Raw genomic sequence first — 15,928 nt, forward strand, 5'->3', positions numbered from 1 at the left:
ACGTGACTCCCGAAGAAACAGAAAAACAACAGTTCGAGAAACCGCTCGGCGAACAGGTCCTACTGGTCCCCGGCGTTCTTTTCTACACCGAGCACGTGGATGTCCCGGAAGCTGTCGCCGCCTCCGAGATCGGTACCTTCGCCGAGCTCGCGCTCGAATCACTCTCCCCCTTCCCGGTGGACCAATTGTACTGGGGCTTTCTCTATCAAAGCGGCAGTACCAACCTGCTGCTCTATGCCGCCCACAAGGACCGGCTGAAGCGCGAAGGCTTCGATCACCTCGAAGACTACGCCTGGGTACTCCCAGACTTTGCCACCGTCAGTTTCACCCAACTGGCGGAGAACGCGGAAATTTTGTACATTGGCACCCACTCGGTCAGCCTGGTGCACCGCACCATGGCCAATCCGGTGCCCACCAGCCTCCAAACCGCCCCGATGCCTGAAGACGGTGACCTCAACCGGGTGTTTGAGTCCCTTCGGCAGCAGGCTCCGGAACTTCCCCTCTATTCGACGAGTCTGCAGGTCCGCCTCAGTGAAGTCGTCGTGGAGGAAAACTGTTTGCCGGTCTTTGCCCACGAGGTGGCCGACTCCACCATTACACGGGAAGCGGATTTTGCCCCCTGGACACGGGTCGAAGCCGTTGAAAGCGCGCTCTGGCCGGCGGACATACGCCCCGCCGCATTCAAGCAACGCGAACGGAATGCCCGCCGCCTCAACAGCTTCTTTGTCAGGGCCACCTACTGGTCCATCTGGATCGCGGTTTTGTTCGTGCTCATGGAACTGGCCCTTTTCGGAGGCGGCAAATGGCTCGAAAGCAAACGCAGCCTCATCGATTCCCAACTGACCGCAGTGGCACGGGTGGAGGACCAGCAAAGCCTGATGCTCAAGCTCGACCAAGTCGCCCAAAATGAACTTCGCCCGATCGCAATGCTGGAGATGGCCAATCAAATACGGGTCGACCTCAATGCCCGGATCGAATACAACAGCGTCGCCATTGAAGGTGAAAACCGTATTACCATCGAAGGCAAGGCAGGCAGCGTGAACGAGTTTTACAAATACACGGAGCAGCTCAAACGCTCCGGGAACTTCGACCTGATCGACAGCACCGACAGTACCACCAGGGGAGACACCACTTTCCGGGTCATTATGGATTATATCCACAGCACCCCGCCACCGGCCCCGGACGCTCCCCTCGAAGCGGATCCCCCCGAAAGCGGAGAGGAGGTGGTTGCCAAATGAGTACTCAAAGCAATTTAAGCCGTCTCTACCGGCGGACCTCCGTGCGTGAGAAAGCGCTGATCTTCGGCTTCATCGCCGTCATGCTCCTCATCTGGGGCAACTCCTGGCTCGGTCGCTTCTCGGATTGGAGAACACAGTCGAGCACCGCCAATGCCGAGCTCAAGTCCCAGCAGCAGTGGCTCGCCCAGGCCCAGGTGTTCGAATCCGGACTCGCACGGGCTCTGGAGCGCGTCGACCCGTCCAAGACCTATAATTCACAACAACTTTCCGGGCAGATCGATACCTTGCTCCGACAGGCCAATCTCTCTGCCAATGCCGACCTCAACCCGGTTCGCACCCGGGAAGGTGAAATCTTCAACGACCATAATATCCGGGTACGTCTCAGCCGGATCTCCATCTCGCAGCTCATCCAGTTCAATGAACTGATCAAGCGATATACGCCTTACATCACCATGGAAAGCGTGCGGATCAGCAAGAACCGGAACCGTCCCGAAGAACTCGACGCCCGCTTTGAAATCAACTCTTTCGAACTGAAGGATACCAGCCTATGACCTCCCGACCGGCTCATCGCATGAAAACGAAATCAATTTCCCATCTCGCACTCACCCTGGCACTCGCATCCTTCCTCAGCCTGCCGGCGCACGCCCAACCGGCCCCGATCCTCCCGGAGACGACGACGGTTGGGCTTGAGAGCATTCCGGTCGAACCCGAGGCCGAAGCGCCCGAGGAGATCATCGGCACCCTCATCCTCAGTGATGAATCCGCCATCCAGGTACTCGACTTGCTGGAGCAATTGACCGGTAAGATTATCCTGCGTAGGCAGGACATTCCCCCGGTGAAGATCAACTTCAATTCCCGCGGCGAAATTACCAAGGGCGAAGCCGTCCTCGCCCTCGAAAGCTTGCTGACCCTCAACAGCATCATGCTCACGGACATGGGAGGGAAATTCATGAAGGCGGTGCCCGCTACCGATGTGAACCGCCATGTCCCGGAAATGCTCATGAGCAGCACCCTCGATCTCCCGGCCAGCCAGCAGATCTATGCCAAGCTCTTCCAGCTCGATTACCTCAACGCCGAACAAGCCAGCGGGACCATCATCAGCCCCCTGCTCTCCCAGAACTCAAGCTTCATCGCCTTTCCGAAGTCCAATGCGATCCTCATCACGGACGCGCTCCTCAATCTCCAGCGTATCGAGCGAATCCTCGACCAGGCGGACCGTCCGCAAGCCGTCCGCGAAACGATCGAGTTCATCAAGCTCGATTTCGTGCAGGCCCGGGAGATGAAGGAACAGCTGGAAAATCTCATCAAGGGTCCCTTGCAAAGCTATCTCGAGGGCAGCACCAGCGTGACTGCGGACGAACGAACCAACCAGCTCATCATCATCAGCCATCCCGGCAACATGGAGATGATCATGAACGTGGTTGAGAACGTGGATGTCGACGCAGCCCCCCTCACCAGCAGTGAGGTGTTTCAGTTGCGCCAGGCCAAGGCCGAAGAAGTCGTCCCCATCATCGAGAATATCATATCCGGGCAGAAAGAAGGCCGTGAAGAGGACGCCAAGGTCACCCGCGAAAACGGCACAAATGCCCCCGGCAACACGGCGAACAACAATGCCAATGCACAGCCCAACATCCCGACCGTACCAACGGCACCCGCTGTCGCGGCGGCTGTCACCGAGGCCAACAGTTCCCTGCAATTCTCCAATTTCGTCGGCCTCTCAGCGGACGAACGGACCAACTCGATCGTGGCTTACGGCACCCAACAGGACTTGAAGACACTCAAGCAACTCATCGAAAAAATCGACATTCCCCTGCCCCAGGTCCTGATCGAAGCCATCATTACTCAAGTCACCCTGAGCGAGGACCAGGCCAGCGGTCTGGGCAACCTCAGTTTTTCCTTTGACGGCGCCACCCACACCTTCACGGAAATCGCCCTCGGGACCGCCGCGGGAATCAGCATCTCGGACGGAATCATCGACATCGACAACCCCGATGACTTCTCGCTCAGCACTTCGATTACTCCCAACAATACGGATAGTGATACCCGCGTCCTCTCCACTCCTCGCATCATCGTGAGCCATAACGAGGAGGGCGTGATCAATGTCAGCCGTTCGCAGCCGATTATTACGTCCAGCACGAACTACACGAATAGCGACGGCACGACCCGCAGTTCCGTGGAATACCGGGACATCGGCATCCAGTTGACCGTGACTCCGCTGATCGGGGTGGACGGCACCGTACAGATGGTCATCGAGCAGACGATTGAAAATGTGATCGAGACGGTCCAGATCGACGGCAATGACCAGCCGGTCATCGGCAAGCGCGAAGCCACCTCGACGGTCAGCGTCAAGGACGGACAGATCATCGTCCTGGGTGGCCTGCAGGAAAACACGCTGACTTCAGGTAATAGCTACTTCCCGATCATCGGACGTCTTCCCGTGATCAACAAGATCCTCGGCAGCTCCAGTAACAATTACGACCGGACCGAGATCATCATCTTTATCCGACCGAAGATCCTCACGAATCCGACCGAGGCCGACCGATTGGCCAACGAGTACTTCAACGTTATCGAGGAAAAAGACGCAGTGAAAGAATACCTCGAAACCGATACTACCGGCGACCTCTACATGGAGGGCAGCAAGTTTGAAAAGGACAAGACCCTCCTTCGCAAACTCCGGTGGCCCGACCTGTAAACCTTAACTGTGAGGCATACAATGCGAACCTTCCCACAATCCGGAATCCGGCTGATCCAGGCAGCATGCCTCGCCTGCGGTCTCGCGCTGTGGGCGATCCCCTGCATCGCAGACAGTAACCTAACAGAAAAGAGCCCTTTCCTCCCCGAAGGCTACGGACAAGCAAAGGAAGAGCCGGTCCAGCCGGTCACCACTGACAACGGGCCCATTTCACGCGACTTGGAGTTCCGCGGGGTCATCCAGTTCGGCGGCGAATTCCAGTTCAGTGTCTTCAGCAAGAAGAGCAACAAAGGCTACTGGCTCAGGGAAAATGTCTCTCAGGACGGGATCAGTGCCAGCCGCTATGACCCGAAGACGAAGACCATCACCGTCGTGATGAATGGACGATCCGAGCGCCTCACCCTGCTGAGCGCAACCGACAGCCCTTTGCCGATTTCGACAAGTACCACCGCCAGCAAACAGGAAACTCCGAGCCGCCCGAACATCTCGCCTCGTAATAACAATACTTCGAACAACAATGAACGTCGTCGTGTCATCCCCCGCCGACGTGTCATTCTGCCCAACCAAAATTAGAGGCCGGCCTCAGCGGTAGCCGTAGCGCGCCATCCCCTCGGCGCAGATCGATTCGATCCGTGAATAATCACCGTAGCGGTTCACGTGATGCACACGCCCGATCTTAGCCCGCTGCGTTTGATAGGCTTCGTAGCTGGCGTCCGGTACCGGCACCTCCGCAAATTTGAATAAAGCCTCCAGTTGTCCGTCGGGATCGCTCAGGATGTCTTCGTAGCGTACGTCCATCAACTGCTCCCCGAAATCGTCGCGGATGCGGTCGACATAGCCAATCGCCTCATTCCAGAGATGAGCGGTGGTCGAGACATCTTCCGGCCCATAGGCATCCAGGTACTTCTTCAAATTGGGTAGGCGCGGATAAGGAACAAAGGGCTCCTCCGGCATGGGCCTGTTCTGACGTTCGCGGATAAGGGCCAGCTGCTCGTTGCATAAACGATGGATCTTCACCATCGAGTTGGCCGTGCTGCGGGGATCCCGAATCAGGTGGATGAAACGGGCATCTGGAAAAATCCGCCGAAGCACTTCGGCATAGGGCAAGAGCAAGGGCGTCTTGCAAAAGAAACGCCGGTACGGTCGCCCGAAACTCCAAAGCACCTCCCGAACATGCCTTTGTGCACGCTCGGTCATGGCCGCATCCAGGCGGTCGGGATCAAAGCTCTCCGCACTGACATGGAAATAATCCTCCCCGAAGATATCAGCCCAAGTCGCGACCGGATCGGCGGGACTCCCGCCGTCAACAAGCACGCTATCCTTGAGAAAACGCTCCCCCCGGATATTGAAGCCAAAACGCTTGCGGAAATGCTCGGCCGCACAGGGCGCACTCTTCCGGCAGATATCCATCATGTTGGTGGCATAGGCAAACGCCGGATGCGAGCAGAGCACATCCTGCAACATGGAGGAACCGGAGCGCGGCAAAGAGATAATGAAAACCGGCCGGTCCACCGGCACCTCGGTCAAATCCACCCGCATGCACAGGCCTTCATACCAACGCAGAAAGGCAGACAGCAATTTCGGCGGCGGTTCGGGAATCACCCATTGATTCTCAAAAAACGACTTAAAAAAAAGTCGGGCAAAGAGGCTGGAATACTCGACTTGCGAGCTGGGTGCTTCAGTCTCGGACACGGTGTTTAGATGAGTGTAAAAGTGGCAATGAGGTCAAAAATTGGTTGGCTCCCCATCAAAATGCAGTTTGTAGATAGGGCAATCCCTTTACTAACTTGAAATTAAAGAGCACATTGAATCCAAAGGCAGGCTACTTTCTGGACGGCATGCAGAGCTACCAGACTCCGGCATCCCGCATCGTCGATATCGGGGTAGAGATACCTAAACGCCGGGTTTCCAACGAGGAAATTGCGGAGCTTATTCAGGGGCCAGTGAAGCTCAAAAAGGCGCTCCCCAGCATCATGGAGCGGACCACCGGTAACAATCTCCGCGCTTACGCCCCGAAGGGTACCGTCCCCTCAGACCTCGCAGTCCGCGCAATCATGAGCTTGGTGAAGCGCACCGACTTGGATATCAATACGGTCGATACGCTGATATTCGCGAGCACCGACATGGACATGATGGAACCGGCGACGGCCAACATCGTCCAGCACAAGCTAGGACTCAAGCGGGTCAACGCACTGGACGTCTCCAACGCCTGCAACTCCTTCCTGCAGGCGATGAACGTGGCCAACAGCCTGATCGCCACAGGCGCCGCGCACCGAGTCATTATCTGCAGCGGTGAATTGGGCAGTGCGGTCTGCAATTACGAGCTCGGCGATGTTAAGGAGCTCCGGGTCAAGATGGGCGGCCTGACACTGGGCGATGCCGGAGCGGCGATGCTGCTCGAAGCGGCACAAGGCGATGGCATCGGCATCGAGGAGATCAACCTCATGAGCTTTGGTGAGCACTGGCGGCTTTGCCATGTGCCGGAAAAACTCGATTGGCGGCAGCAAGGAGGCGCCCTCAATCCCTGGTTCTATCTCGACATGCCCGAGCTCGCTGTCGTGGCCAAACGCTTTACCCTCAACTATCTCCAGCAATACAGCCAGCTGCGCACGAGTGATCCCAAAGCCTCGATCACGGATCAAGTCGATTTCTTCGTCCCCCACCAGATCTCTCGAACCATGATTGAGTATGTCTGCTTCAAGGAGATGAAGATGGATCCCGAGAAGGTGGCCATTACCGCCCACCTCTACGGCAATACCGCAAGCACGGCCATCCCGCTCGCCTTACGCTGGCTCATGGATAACAGCCGCCTCAGTATCGGATCAGGCAAGGACTGCCTGCTCTACGGCGCGGCCAGCGGCTTCGGGCTCGGCCATATTCGTGTGAAGCTCTAGCTTTCCGGCTAGAAAACGAGTTCGATGCCGGCCTGAACCCGGTATTCGCGCAAGCTGTCCAGCTCCCCGCCTCCGCTGCTGTTCAAGGTTCCGGAAAGAAAACCCAGCGCATTGTCCGTAATATCGAATTCCAAGTGAGTCAGGAAACTGCGGGATCGGTCGTCGATGTTCTGGGTATAGCGGAAGATCAAATCCAGACTTTTGTAGACGTCGTTCCGATACGCCTGCACCAATAGGTATCTCTGACGGAAGAACTGCTCCCGGTTGTCCATGTTCCAAATGAACGTCTCGATCTCGTCGAAGCCGATCTCGTCGAGGTCTTTCGACAAACCGCTGCTGTTGTAGAAGTACTCCACTGCCAGGTTCCAGCCCGACTCCAAGGTATAACTGCCCCCGATCAACAATTCTTCGTCCACCTCGGAGAGACTCCCCTCGATGTAGCCGATCCAGGCATCGCTGAGGTTATAGCTGAGGTAGCCACCCAAACGATCGTCCTGGTCGCCCCCGCCCTCGATGGTGGAAGCAATGAGTGAAGCCAGACCACGGTCAAAGACATAGTCGGCTTTCAATGCGTAGCCGGGGGCAAAGTCCTGCCGCAGCTCATCCACGATACGGTACGTCTTTCGTCCGTCGTCGGTGTTGGCGATCAACGAAAAGGTCCAGTTGTAGTCCGGGGTCCAGACCAGACGTACATAATCCGCCGCGGCCACCTCGGTCTTCGGCTCCGAGCGGCCGTTTTGACTGTCAAACGGGTTGGACGGGGAAAGCAGGAAAGCCGGCCCCCACTGCAGGTCCTCGCGCCCGTAGGAGAGCGAGAGATCGGGACGAAGAAAAACCTGGGCGAGCCATTCCTGGATGTAGAACTCGGTGTCCGACTTGTTCTTTCCATCCAATCCCCCGCTCTGGTAGTAGGAACGACTGACGGTGAAACGGGGAGCCACGGAAAAGTAGGCGCGCTCATAACTCAGGCTGGCATCCGGACGAAACTCATTCATGAGCACGTACTCCGGTATCTCCAATAGGTTGTTCCGGTTGAATTCGACCGGTGCATACTCCTGCGCGATCACCGAGCTCAGGTTGCGGATGGTGTAGTCCCCGTGCGCCGACCACCATTCCTTCAAGGAGGTCTCCGCAGTCAAACTGCCTCCCAGGCAGGCAATGGAAACGCAACCGAGAGCATTGGTATAGAGTCGACGCATATCGCTTACTTAGAAAGCAACCACCGTCCCGCGGGTAAAGCTATTTCGAATGCGGACCCACATGGCATCTAACGGCCCAGTGCCTGCAGGTTGAACATACGGGGCGAGACCGGCTTGAGCTCAGGCTCCGAAAACTGAAGAATGGTTCGTCCGTCTGACGCCAGTTCATCGACGATGACCATTTCAGAAATAAAAACGCGTGGCCCGGCTCCGGACTGTACGGTATTGTCATAACGCATCCTCGCCGTCTTGATCCGCTTTTCCCCGGAGGTATTGAAATAATCCGCACGCACCCCGACCCCCCGGGACTGTTCCACCCAGTAGTCGACGCGGGCATAGGTCACATTCCGGCTCACAGCTTGCAGCTTGAACAGGTAGCAAGGCTGCCCATCGTACTCCGTGGACTTGAATGAGAGAATTTCGTAATCCTCCGCATAGTTGGTCGAGGCAATGTCGCCATTGGAGGCTCGTCCGGTCAGTTTCTGCCGTAGCGAAACCGGAACCGGCTTGCTCAGGCCGGGCTTGTAGAACCACATGTTGTTCTGCAGGAGCAGTAACTTGTGCCCCTTTTGCTTCGGCGGCTCCAGTGTATCGGCCACCATATCGAAGCCCATAGCTTGCACGGACAGTAGGCGTCGGGATCCTTCGTCTCCGGCTTCCATGACTTCAACCTGCCAGTGCACACCATCCATGTTGCCGCGCGCTGCATCCGCACCGGCTAGGACCGCCTTAGGATCCACCTCGCCGGCGGCCCGCCCCAGAACGCTGAGGCTGATCAGTAGAAATAAAAAGAGGCGTTGCGTCATCGGGATCAATTATGGGTGAGCGCGTCGGGGATCGCCATCCGTGCGGCCTTGCGTGCAGGGAACCAGGCAGCCAGGATGGCTAGTAAAACAAGCACCATGGCTGAACCCGCAAGTACTCCCGGTGCCAGGCTGATTTCCCATGGGACACGCTTCGGTATGTTCGGAGGAATCCAAGTCGGCCGCCACCATTGTACGGCGGACCATACCAGTCCGTAAGCAACCAGCCCGGACACACAGCCCATCGATGCCATCCACATGCTTTCGAGGGCAAACAAGCGGACCACTCCGGCGGGCTTGAGGCCCATGGCCCGCAATGTACCGGTTTCACGAATACGCTCCATCACGGCCATTCCGACCGTGTTCACCACGCTCAGGACCACAATGAGCAGGACGATGACAAAGACGAAGCTGAAGATCACCTGAAACATGTTCCGTATGCGATGGTAGGAAACGCGCAGATCCTTCCAGTTTTCCACCCGCACCGAATACCCCGCCGACGCAAGCAACTGTGCGACCCGGTCCTCCATCGCCCCCAACGAGGCACCGCGCCGAAGTAGTACCACGACCTTGCCGGCACCGTCGGCATCCAGCAACTCACGGGCGAAGCCCATCGGCATGGTCACCAGCACCGCGTCCAAGACCTCGAGCGGGGCGTCCTGCAACTGGACCACCTTCGCGTCGAGCGCGTTCATGTAGCCGTCCACCGTGTTCGACATTGCGATCACATCGCCCCCCAGGCCCACCGAAAGACGCTCGGCCATGCCATAGGAAACCCCGATCTCATAGGGACCGGCATCCGCCAGGTCGGCCCCTTCATAAAGTTGAAGCTCCCGGATCAGGCCGCGGCCTTCCGAACGTATCCGGCGGCCGTCCTGCGCATCCCGGGCTTCAGCCATCATGATGGTGGATTCCGTTCCGTTGCTCAACAATCCGGTCAATTGGATCCGTGGCGTGGCCAGCAGCACCTCTTCCTGCGAATCCAGCAGGTCAAGGATGGCGGCGAGTTCCTCTGCACCAAAGAACGTGGCATCCTGCCCTGCTTCCATGTGGGCGGGGCTCACCGTCAGGTGGCCTCCCTCGAAAGCGTAGACATAGGTATCCTCCAGTCCGCGAAAGACATAGAGCATAAAGCCCGACAAGAGGTTGATCGACAGGTAGGCCAACGCGATCGCCGAGATCGTGAAGAAAGCCCGGCGCCGGTTACGCAGCAAATTAAGCCAGCTGAATCTCAACCAGAACATCATGCCTCGCCCTTCTGCGCCTCCCCTACGCAATCCTCGACCACCCGGCCGTCTTCCAGGCGTACCACACGCCGCATCCGGTTCAATAGCCGCTCGTCGTGTGTGGAAATGATGAAAGTGGTCCCCTCCACCTCGTTCAGCCGCAGCATAAGATCCAGGATGCGGGAAGCATTGTCCGTATCCAGATTTGCAGTCGGTTCGTCTGCCACCAATAACCGTGGACGCGTAATCAGGGCCCGGGCGATCGCCACACGCTGCCGCTGGCCACCCGACAGTTTGTCCGGAAGGTGACCGGCATGCGATTCAAGGCCCACAGCTTCGAGCTCGCGTCGGGCGGATTCGCGCGCTTCGGCGGAAGCGACCCCTCGAAACTGCAAGGGCAGCATGACATTCTCCAGAGCACTGAGCACCGGAACCAGGTTGAAACTCTGAAAGACCAGGCCGACTGCCGCATTACGGTGCGCCGCCAAGGCGGGCTCCCCCAGGCTGGCGAGGGAGCGCCCCTCGAAGCGCACATCCCCCGTATCCGGATGGTCGATACCGGCAATCAAGTTACACAGTGTCGACTTACCGGAACCGGAAGGTCCGCAGATCGCCACGAACTCGCCGCCCGCGAATTCGAGCGAGACCGAACGCAACGCTTCCACCCGGGTCTCTCCGAGCTCGTAGAATCGTGAAGCCGCCTCGATCTGCAACAGTGCCATGCAAGCTCTTAAATAGCAGGCGGATCGAGGGAGACAATCACTTTAAAGAACTTCGCGCTGGTTTCGGACGGGTCGAACTCGTGGCTGACCGGGCTGCCGGTCCCCTCATAGGTCGCCACCGGCGTCCAGACACCTGTCAAATCCGTGGCTTCGTAGAGCGTGTAGTAACGCTGATTGAGTGTGGGCCACTCGATTTTCTGCATCCCCTCCGTGGCCCCGGCCTCCAGCACAGAGTAGAAAAAGCTGTTCGAGTCATGGGGATTCGAACCGATCATCCACTCGGCATAGTCGGAGTATTTGTCGCTATCCGAATGATTGTCAGGATCGTTCACCACCGCCGTCGAACCGAATTGGCTGGTTTCCCATTCGTCATCCAGCTCGTCAAAGTCGTCGTCCGTATAGCGCAGGCTCAGGCGTTGCACTTCCCAGCCTCCATCGAAAGGATCCCCCACAGCGGTGCTGAATAGATTCTGTACATTGGCCATGCCGAGATAGAGCTCACCCCGCTCATCGTCGCCGTCGATGGTACGGATACCGTAGCTCGACCAGTTCGCCACACCATGCGATGCCACGCGCACCGCCGGATCCGCCGAGGAAGGGATGCAAAAAAGGTCGGCGCCATCGGCCGGATCCGGGCTGTTCAAGCCGTCCCAGTCCATCGTGCCGATATACAGTTTGTCCAGCAGCACCTGCATGGTCCAGGTGTAGTTGTTCCAGGGGAATGTGATTCCGTAACCATAATTCCGCGGAATGATGCCCTCGGGGCCATAGAGCGGCACATAACCGCTCACGTTCGGAACGTCTTCTTCCCAGTCACCGCCATCGGCCAAGGTGACAGGGAAGATTCCCCCTATATAGAAGGTCGTGCCATCGGCCACATTACGGAGGTTCCCGATGTTCTCCCCAAAGAAGGTCCCCCACTTAAAGGTGTAAAAATCACTGCGCGGTTGGTTGTTCTCGGTAAAGACGGTCCGTTTCATCCGCACCGGCATGCTTTCACGCCCATACAAGAGGTCGATGTCGCCCCCGCTGTTCGTGAAGTTGCGCCCGCGCCAGATACTGATGGCCCGGTAGGAATTGAAGAAGTCTTCCGACAAGGCGTCCTCATAGGCCTCCCGAGCGGCCAGTGCGGCTTCGTAGTCGGCAAGTTCCTGTTCCGTCGCCCCTTCCCCGGGTTCGACAGGCACCGGTGCGTAAGCAGGACGCCCGTAGGCGATGCCATGGGCAAAATTCGCAGTGTTCGGCACGTGCATCGTGCCCCAGTAGAGGTAGCCGTCAAAGGAAGCCATGGCCCCGCCGCCATAATGCAGCGCAATGACCAGGTCGGGCTCGTAGTCCACCACGCTCCAGACAAGCTTCCAGCTGCCGGCATGGGCACTGGTCAGGCCACCTGCAGGAATGATCGGACTGCGCCAGAGTCCGGCGGGCCCATTGATAATATTCACTATGGTAGTGTCGAAGTCCTCCGCATCCAGATCCAGGTTTCCCTCGATTCCGGGCCATGTATTGACAAAGAGCCTGGCTCCATCGCCGTCATCGTGCACCTCAAGCTCGGCCCCGCCCGCATTGAGGTTCCCGACAACCTGGAATGCGAAGGGATAGTCCGGATGCGCCGGGTCATTGAGCCAACGCAGCACCTGGCCGGAGCCGTTCTGGTCCGCGATCGCCGTGTACAGCACGCCGTCGTACTGTTTCCACTTCCGGATATTCGAGTACTGCGGAAAACTGCGGGCATCCACACAGGCATGTGTCGCCGCGTCGAAGGCAAACATGATAACCCCGTTGACCGTCGGGTTATTTTCCGTGGTTTGTTGACTCGTCGCCGTAATGCTCGGCCCCGCAAGGAAAACCAGACCTTCTGTGTGGGTGGCATTCGGAGCCGAATACCCGGCGGAACGCAAGCCGAGCGTCTGCCACAGCAAGGCCGTCTGGGCCGGGTTCATCGCCAGGTCCCGGCGCTCGAGCACATCGTTTTCGAGATCGTAGCTGTAAACTTCCGGCGGGCGCCAGTCCCCGATAGAAGGTGACACATCATAGCCCAGATCGGTTTCACCGTCAAAAACACCTTCGCGGACAAAGCGGCTCGTGCCTTGCTCGGTAACGTTGTAAGTCCATCCGTTTCCGGTTGAGATCGAAGCGGTACTGGAGCCGAAATAGGACCCGCTCACCAAACGGTTCACATTCGGTCCGGTGCCCCACCACAGGAAGTCATCCTTGCGCACCATCCCCCAGACGTAGCTCTGATTCGTCTTCGGCAAACCGCCGTCGAGCAGGCAATCCTCCACGCTGTATCCGCGTTCCACCGACAACCCGTCGTGGACGTAGATATTTTGCCCGCTCGTGGGATAATCCGGATCGTACAGGCTGAAGAAGCATTCGTCGGGCTTCGCCTTTGCGATGATCTCAGCTTTGTAACTGAGCAGCGGATCATCCGCGAACAGGACAGGAGTAAGCAGAGCGGCCAAGGTGCCGCACATAAGAGTTTGTTTCATGGTAGGAGTCAGGTAGTTGTTGGTAATCAGGTACCTACTTAGGATATAGTTAAATCCGTCTTTCAAGGTCCACCAAAAACTGCATGCGTAACCGCGTTTGACTGATGCAATCGGCCCCCCGCAACTGAATGACGACAACAAGACAACAAAAGCGGACGCCCCCCCCCCGGAAACCGTATTGCGATTATTTAATTTTCAAGCTCGTGAGACGATCCACCCGGCCACCCGTGCCGACCAGCGAATCGGAGCGATCGAAGAGACACTTGCCAGAATCCGGTTGATCCAACCGGTCACCACCATGCGCTTCCCTTTGGCAATGGCTCGAAAGATTTCCCCCACCACAGCCTCCACCGTCTGGAATCCCCAGAGCGCTTTGGGTGAGGAGCCAAACCCGGCCTTTTCCACAAATGCGGTCCAGGTCGGGCCTGGACATACCGCCAGCGTATCCACTCCGGACCCCGCCAGATCTTCGCCCAGAGCCAGTGACCAATGCAACAGGAAGCTTTTGCCGGCCCCGTAGGTCGTAAGGCGCGGCGTCGGCTGGTAGGCGCTGGTCGAGGCAATCGTCACGATTTTGCCTCCGCGTTCGGTCAGCAGCGGCAGTAATCCGATCGTGAGGGCCACCGTCCCTTTGATGTTCAGGTCGACCACCGCCAAATGCAAAGCGGGCTCGATATCCTGAAAACGGCCGTTCGTGCCGATGCCGCTGTTGTTGATCAGCAGGATCCGGCCGGAACTGTCCGCCAGCAACTCGCCCAGGCGTTGCAGGGCGCCCTCAATTGAACCCAACTGGCTTAGGTCGCAGGCGAGATGCTGATTCAGGGCGTTGTCCACAAAACCCGGCGGCCGGCTGCGGGAGAGATTGTAGACCCGTGCCCGGGGACAGAGCGCACGGAATTTCTGGAGACAGCCCAGCCCGATACCGGAGGATCCCCCGCTGATCACGAGCGCCCCGTATTCCGAAAAGTGACTTGAGTTCGCCCGAAAATCCATTGCTTATCCTTATTTGCAGCGCGCATGCCCCCCACGGCGAGCGAAAACGACCATGCCAGACAGCCAAAAAGAACCATCCGTGCCAACCTCCAAGCTGGAGGTGGTCGACTGGGGACGCACCCGTTACAGCGATGCCTTCGAGCGTCAAAAGGCCATGGTACTGCAACGCCGGGAGGGGCAGATCGGCGATACCCTTATTTTCACCGAGCACCATCCGGTCTACACCGTCGGCCTGCGCAAGGATGCGGACCGGCACTTGGTGTGGTCGGAAGCCGCACTTAAAGCCGCCGGCATCGAGTTTGTCCGCAGCAACCGGGGGGGCGATATCACCTACCACGGGCCCGGCCAGGTGGTCGGCTACCCCATCGTCTCACTCCAGCACAAACGCGACTTGCACGCATATCTGCGCGATTTGGAAGAAACCGTGATCCGAACCATGACGTACTTCGGCCTCGAAACAGGCCGGCGCGAAGGCAAGACCGGGATCTGGCTGGAAGACCGTAAAATCTGCGCAATCGGCGTCGCGGTCCGATCCTGGATCACCTACCATGGCTTCGCACTCAATGTATGCCCCAACCTGCAGCATTTCAGCGGGATTGTTCCCTGCGGGATCACTGACGGAACCGTCACTTCCATGGAAAAAGAACTCGCAGCCCCAGTCGACATGGAAGCTGTAAAAGCGCGTTTAGCAGTTGAATTTCGCCAAGTTTTTCTGGAAGTTGGTCGGTCTGATGGAAAATCGTAAACCAGAATGGCTCCGTGCGAAGCTCCCGACCAGCGCGGGATACAAGGAAGTGCGCTCGATCGTGGACGGTCACAACCTGCACACGGTCTGCAAGAGTGCCCAGTGCCCGAACATGGGCGAATGCTGGTCGCGCGGCACCGCCACCGTCATGATTCTGGGAAACATCTGCACCCGCTCCTGCCGCTTCTGCGCCATTCAGACGGGTCGCCCCACCGAGCTGGACCTCGGGGAGCCGGCACGCGTGGCCGAATCCATCGCACGCATGAATTTGACCCATACCGTCATCACCTCGGTCGCCCGTGACGACCTCAAGGATGGCGGTGCCTCCGTCTGGGCCGCCACCATCCGCGCCGTACATAACCGCATCCCGGAATGCGCGGTCGAAGTACTGACGGCCGATTTCCGCGGCCAACAGGAGTACCTCGACGTCGTCCTTGATGCCTGCCCCGACATTTTCAACCACAACCTCGAAACGGTGAAGCGCCTGCAACGCCCGATCCGCAAGACCGCCCGCTACGACCGCTCGCTCTGGGTCTTGGAACATGCCAAGTCCCGTGGCTTCATCACAAAGTCAGGCATCATGCTGGGCATCGGCGAAAAGGAACATGAAATCGAGGAGGTCTTGCAGGATATGCAAGCCGTTGGTGTCGATATTCTGACCATCGGGCAATACCTGCAACCGACCAAGGAGCATGAGCCGATTGATCGCTGGGTCACTCCGGAGGAGTTTCAGCACTGGAAGGACTATGCCCTCAAGATCGGATTTGGGGTCTGTGAATCCGGCCCGCTGGTCCGCTCCTCCTACCACGCCGACGAACAATCCGACCGCTTTGATGTGCGCGCGCGACGCAAGGCCATGCTGGCCGAACAGGCCAAACAGAACGAAGCCGACGCCAACCTGGCTCCGGCTTAAAGCCGGACGCC

Annotated in this window: 14 protein-coding genes; 7 read left to right on the top strand and 7 right to left on the bottom strand. The window is 58.1% G+C overall.

Annotation, left to right across the window (positions count from 1 at the left end; genetic code table 11):
- Positions 1-2 precede the first annotated feature (2 nt).
- From O2597_RS08130 to O2597_RS08145, 4 genes are read left to right on the top strand one after another with little or no spacing between them, the layout of a single operon-like run.
- A complete protein-coding gene (locus O2597_RS08130; protein ID WP_269523862.1) occupies positions 3-1,238 on the top strand; it encodes a hypothetical protein in 1,236 nt (411 codons plus the stop codon).
- Positions 1,235-1,789 (top strand): hypothetical protein, encoded by a 555-nt coding sequence (locus tag O2597_RS08135; protein ID WP_269523863.1) that lies wholly within the window; start codon positions 1,235-1,237, stop codon positions 1,787-1,789. Before O2597_RS08130 ends, O2597_RS08135 begins: the two co-directional genes overlap by 4 nt.
- A gap of 20 nt (positions 1,790-1,809) precedes the next feature.
- Positions 1,810-3,930, top strand: a complete 2,121-nt coding sequence (locus tag O2597_RS08140; protein WP_269523864.1) for a secretin N-terminal domain-containing protein — start codon at positions 1,810-1,812, stop codon at positions 3,928-3,930.
- A gap of 21 nt (positions 3,931-3,951) precedes the next feature.
- Positions 3,952-4,503: a hypothetical protein gene (locus tag O2597_RS08145; protein WP_269523865.1), complete on the top strand. Its 552-nt coding sequence runs from the start codon at positions 3,952-3,954 to the stop codon at positions 4,501-4,503.
- Positions 4,504-4,512: 9 nt separating this feature from the next.
- Here the strand turns inward: O2597_RS08145 and O2597_RS08150 are convergent, their stop codons facing one another.
- Positions 4,513-5,622: a sulfotransferase family protein gene (locus O2597_RS08150; RefSeq protein ID WP_269523866.1), complete on the bottom strand. Its 1,110-nt coding sequence runs from the start codon at positions 5,620-5,622 to the stop codon at positions 4,513-4,515.
- A gap of 95 nt (positions 5,623-5,717) precedes the next feature.
- Here O2597_RS08150 and O2597_RS08155 point away from each other — a divergent pair, with 95 nt between their 5' ends.
- Complete coding sequence (locus O2597_RS08155) at positions 5,718-6,824, top strand: 3-oxoacyl-ACP synthase III family protein (protein ID WP_269523867.1); 1,107 nt, start codon at positions 5,718-5,720, stop codon at positions 6,822-6,824.
- Between the two features lie 8 nt (positions 6,825-6,832).
- Here the strand turns inward: O2597_RS08155 and O2597_RS08160 are convergent, their stop codons facing one another.
- The 6 genes from O2597_RS08160 to O2597_RS08185 all read right to left on the bottom strand — a co-directional run bounded on the left by O2597_RS08160 (position 6,833) and on the right by O2597_RS08185 (position 14,259).
- Positions 6,833-8,023, bottom strand: a complete 1,191-nt coding sequence (locus tag O2597_RS08160; RefSeq protein WP_269523868.1) for a hypothetical protein — start codon at positions 8,021-8,023, stop codon at positions 6,833-6,835.
- A gap of 68 nt (positions 8,024-8,091) precedes the next feature.
- A complete protein-coding gene (locus O2597_RS08165; RefSeq protein WP_269523869.1) occupies positions 8,092-8,829 on the bottom strand; it encodes an outer membrane lipoprotein-sorting protein in 738 nt (245 codons plus the stop codon).
- Positions 8,830-8,834: 5 nt separating this feature from the next.
- Complete coding sequence (locus tag O2597_RS08170) at positions 8,835-10,073, bottom strand: ABC transporter permease (protein ID WP_269523870.1); 1,239 nt, start codon at positions 10,071-10,073, stop codon at positions 8,835-8,837.
- Positions 10,070-10,774 (bottom strand): ABC transporter ATP-binding protein, encoded by a 705-nt coding sequence (locus tag O2597_RS08175; protein ID WP_269523871.1) that lies wholly within the window; start codon positions 10,772-10,774, stop codon positions 10,070-10,072. The genes O2597_RS08170 and O2597_RS08175 overlap by 4 nt, the downstream gene beginning before the upstream one ends.
- Before the next feature lie 8 nt (positions 10,775-10,782).
- A complete protein-coding gene (locus tag O2597_RS08180; protein WP_269523872.1) occupies positions 10,783-13,266 on the bottom strand; it encodes a hypothetical protein in 2,484 nt (827 codons plus the stop codon).
- Between the two features lie 195 nt (positions 13,267-13,461).
- Complete coding sequence (locus O2597_RS08185) at positions 13,462-14,259, bottom strand: SDR family NAD(P)-dependent oxidoreductase (RefSeq protein WP_269523873.1); 798 nt, start codon at positions 14,257-14,259, stop codon at positions 13,462-13,464.
- A 52-nt stretch (positions 14,260-14,311) separates the two neighbouring features.
- Here O2597_RS08185 and lipB point away from each other — a divergent pair, with 52 nt between their 5' ends.
- Both lipB and lipA read left to right on the top strand, forming a co-directional pair.
- Positions 14,312-15,004, top strand: a complete 693-nt coding sequence (lipB, locus tag O2597_RS08190; protein WP_269523874.1) for a lipoyl(octanoyl) transferase LipB — start codon at positions 14,312-14,314, stop codon at positions 15,002-15,004.
- Complete coding sequence (gene lipA / locus O2597_RS08195; RefSeq protein WP_269523875.1) at positions 14,991-15,917, top strand: lipoyl synthase; 927 nt, start codon at positions 14,991-14,993, stop codon at positions 15,915-15,917. Before lipB ends, lipA begins: the two co-directional genes overlap by 14 nt.
- The last annotated feature ends 11 nt before the right edge of the window (positions 15,918-15,928 follow it).

Source organism: Coraliomargarita parva (genome assembly GCF_027257905.1).
Lineage (GTDB): Bacteria > Verrucomicrobiota > Verrucomicrobiia > Opitutales > Coraliomargaritaceae > Coraliomargarita_A > Coraliomargarita_A parva.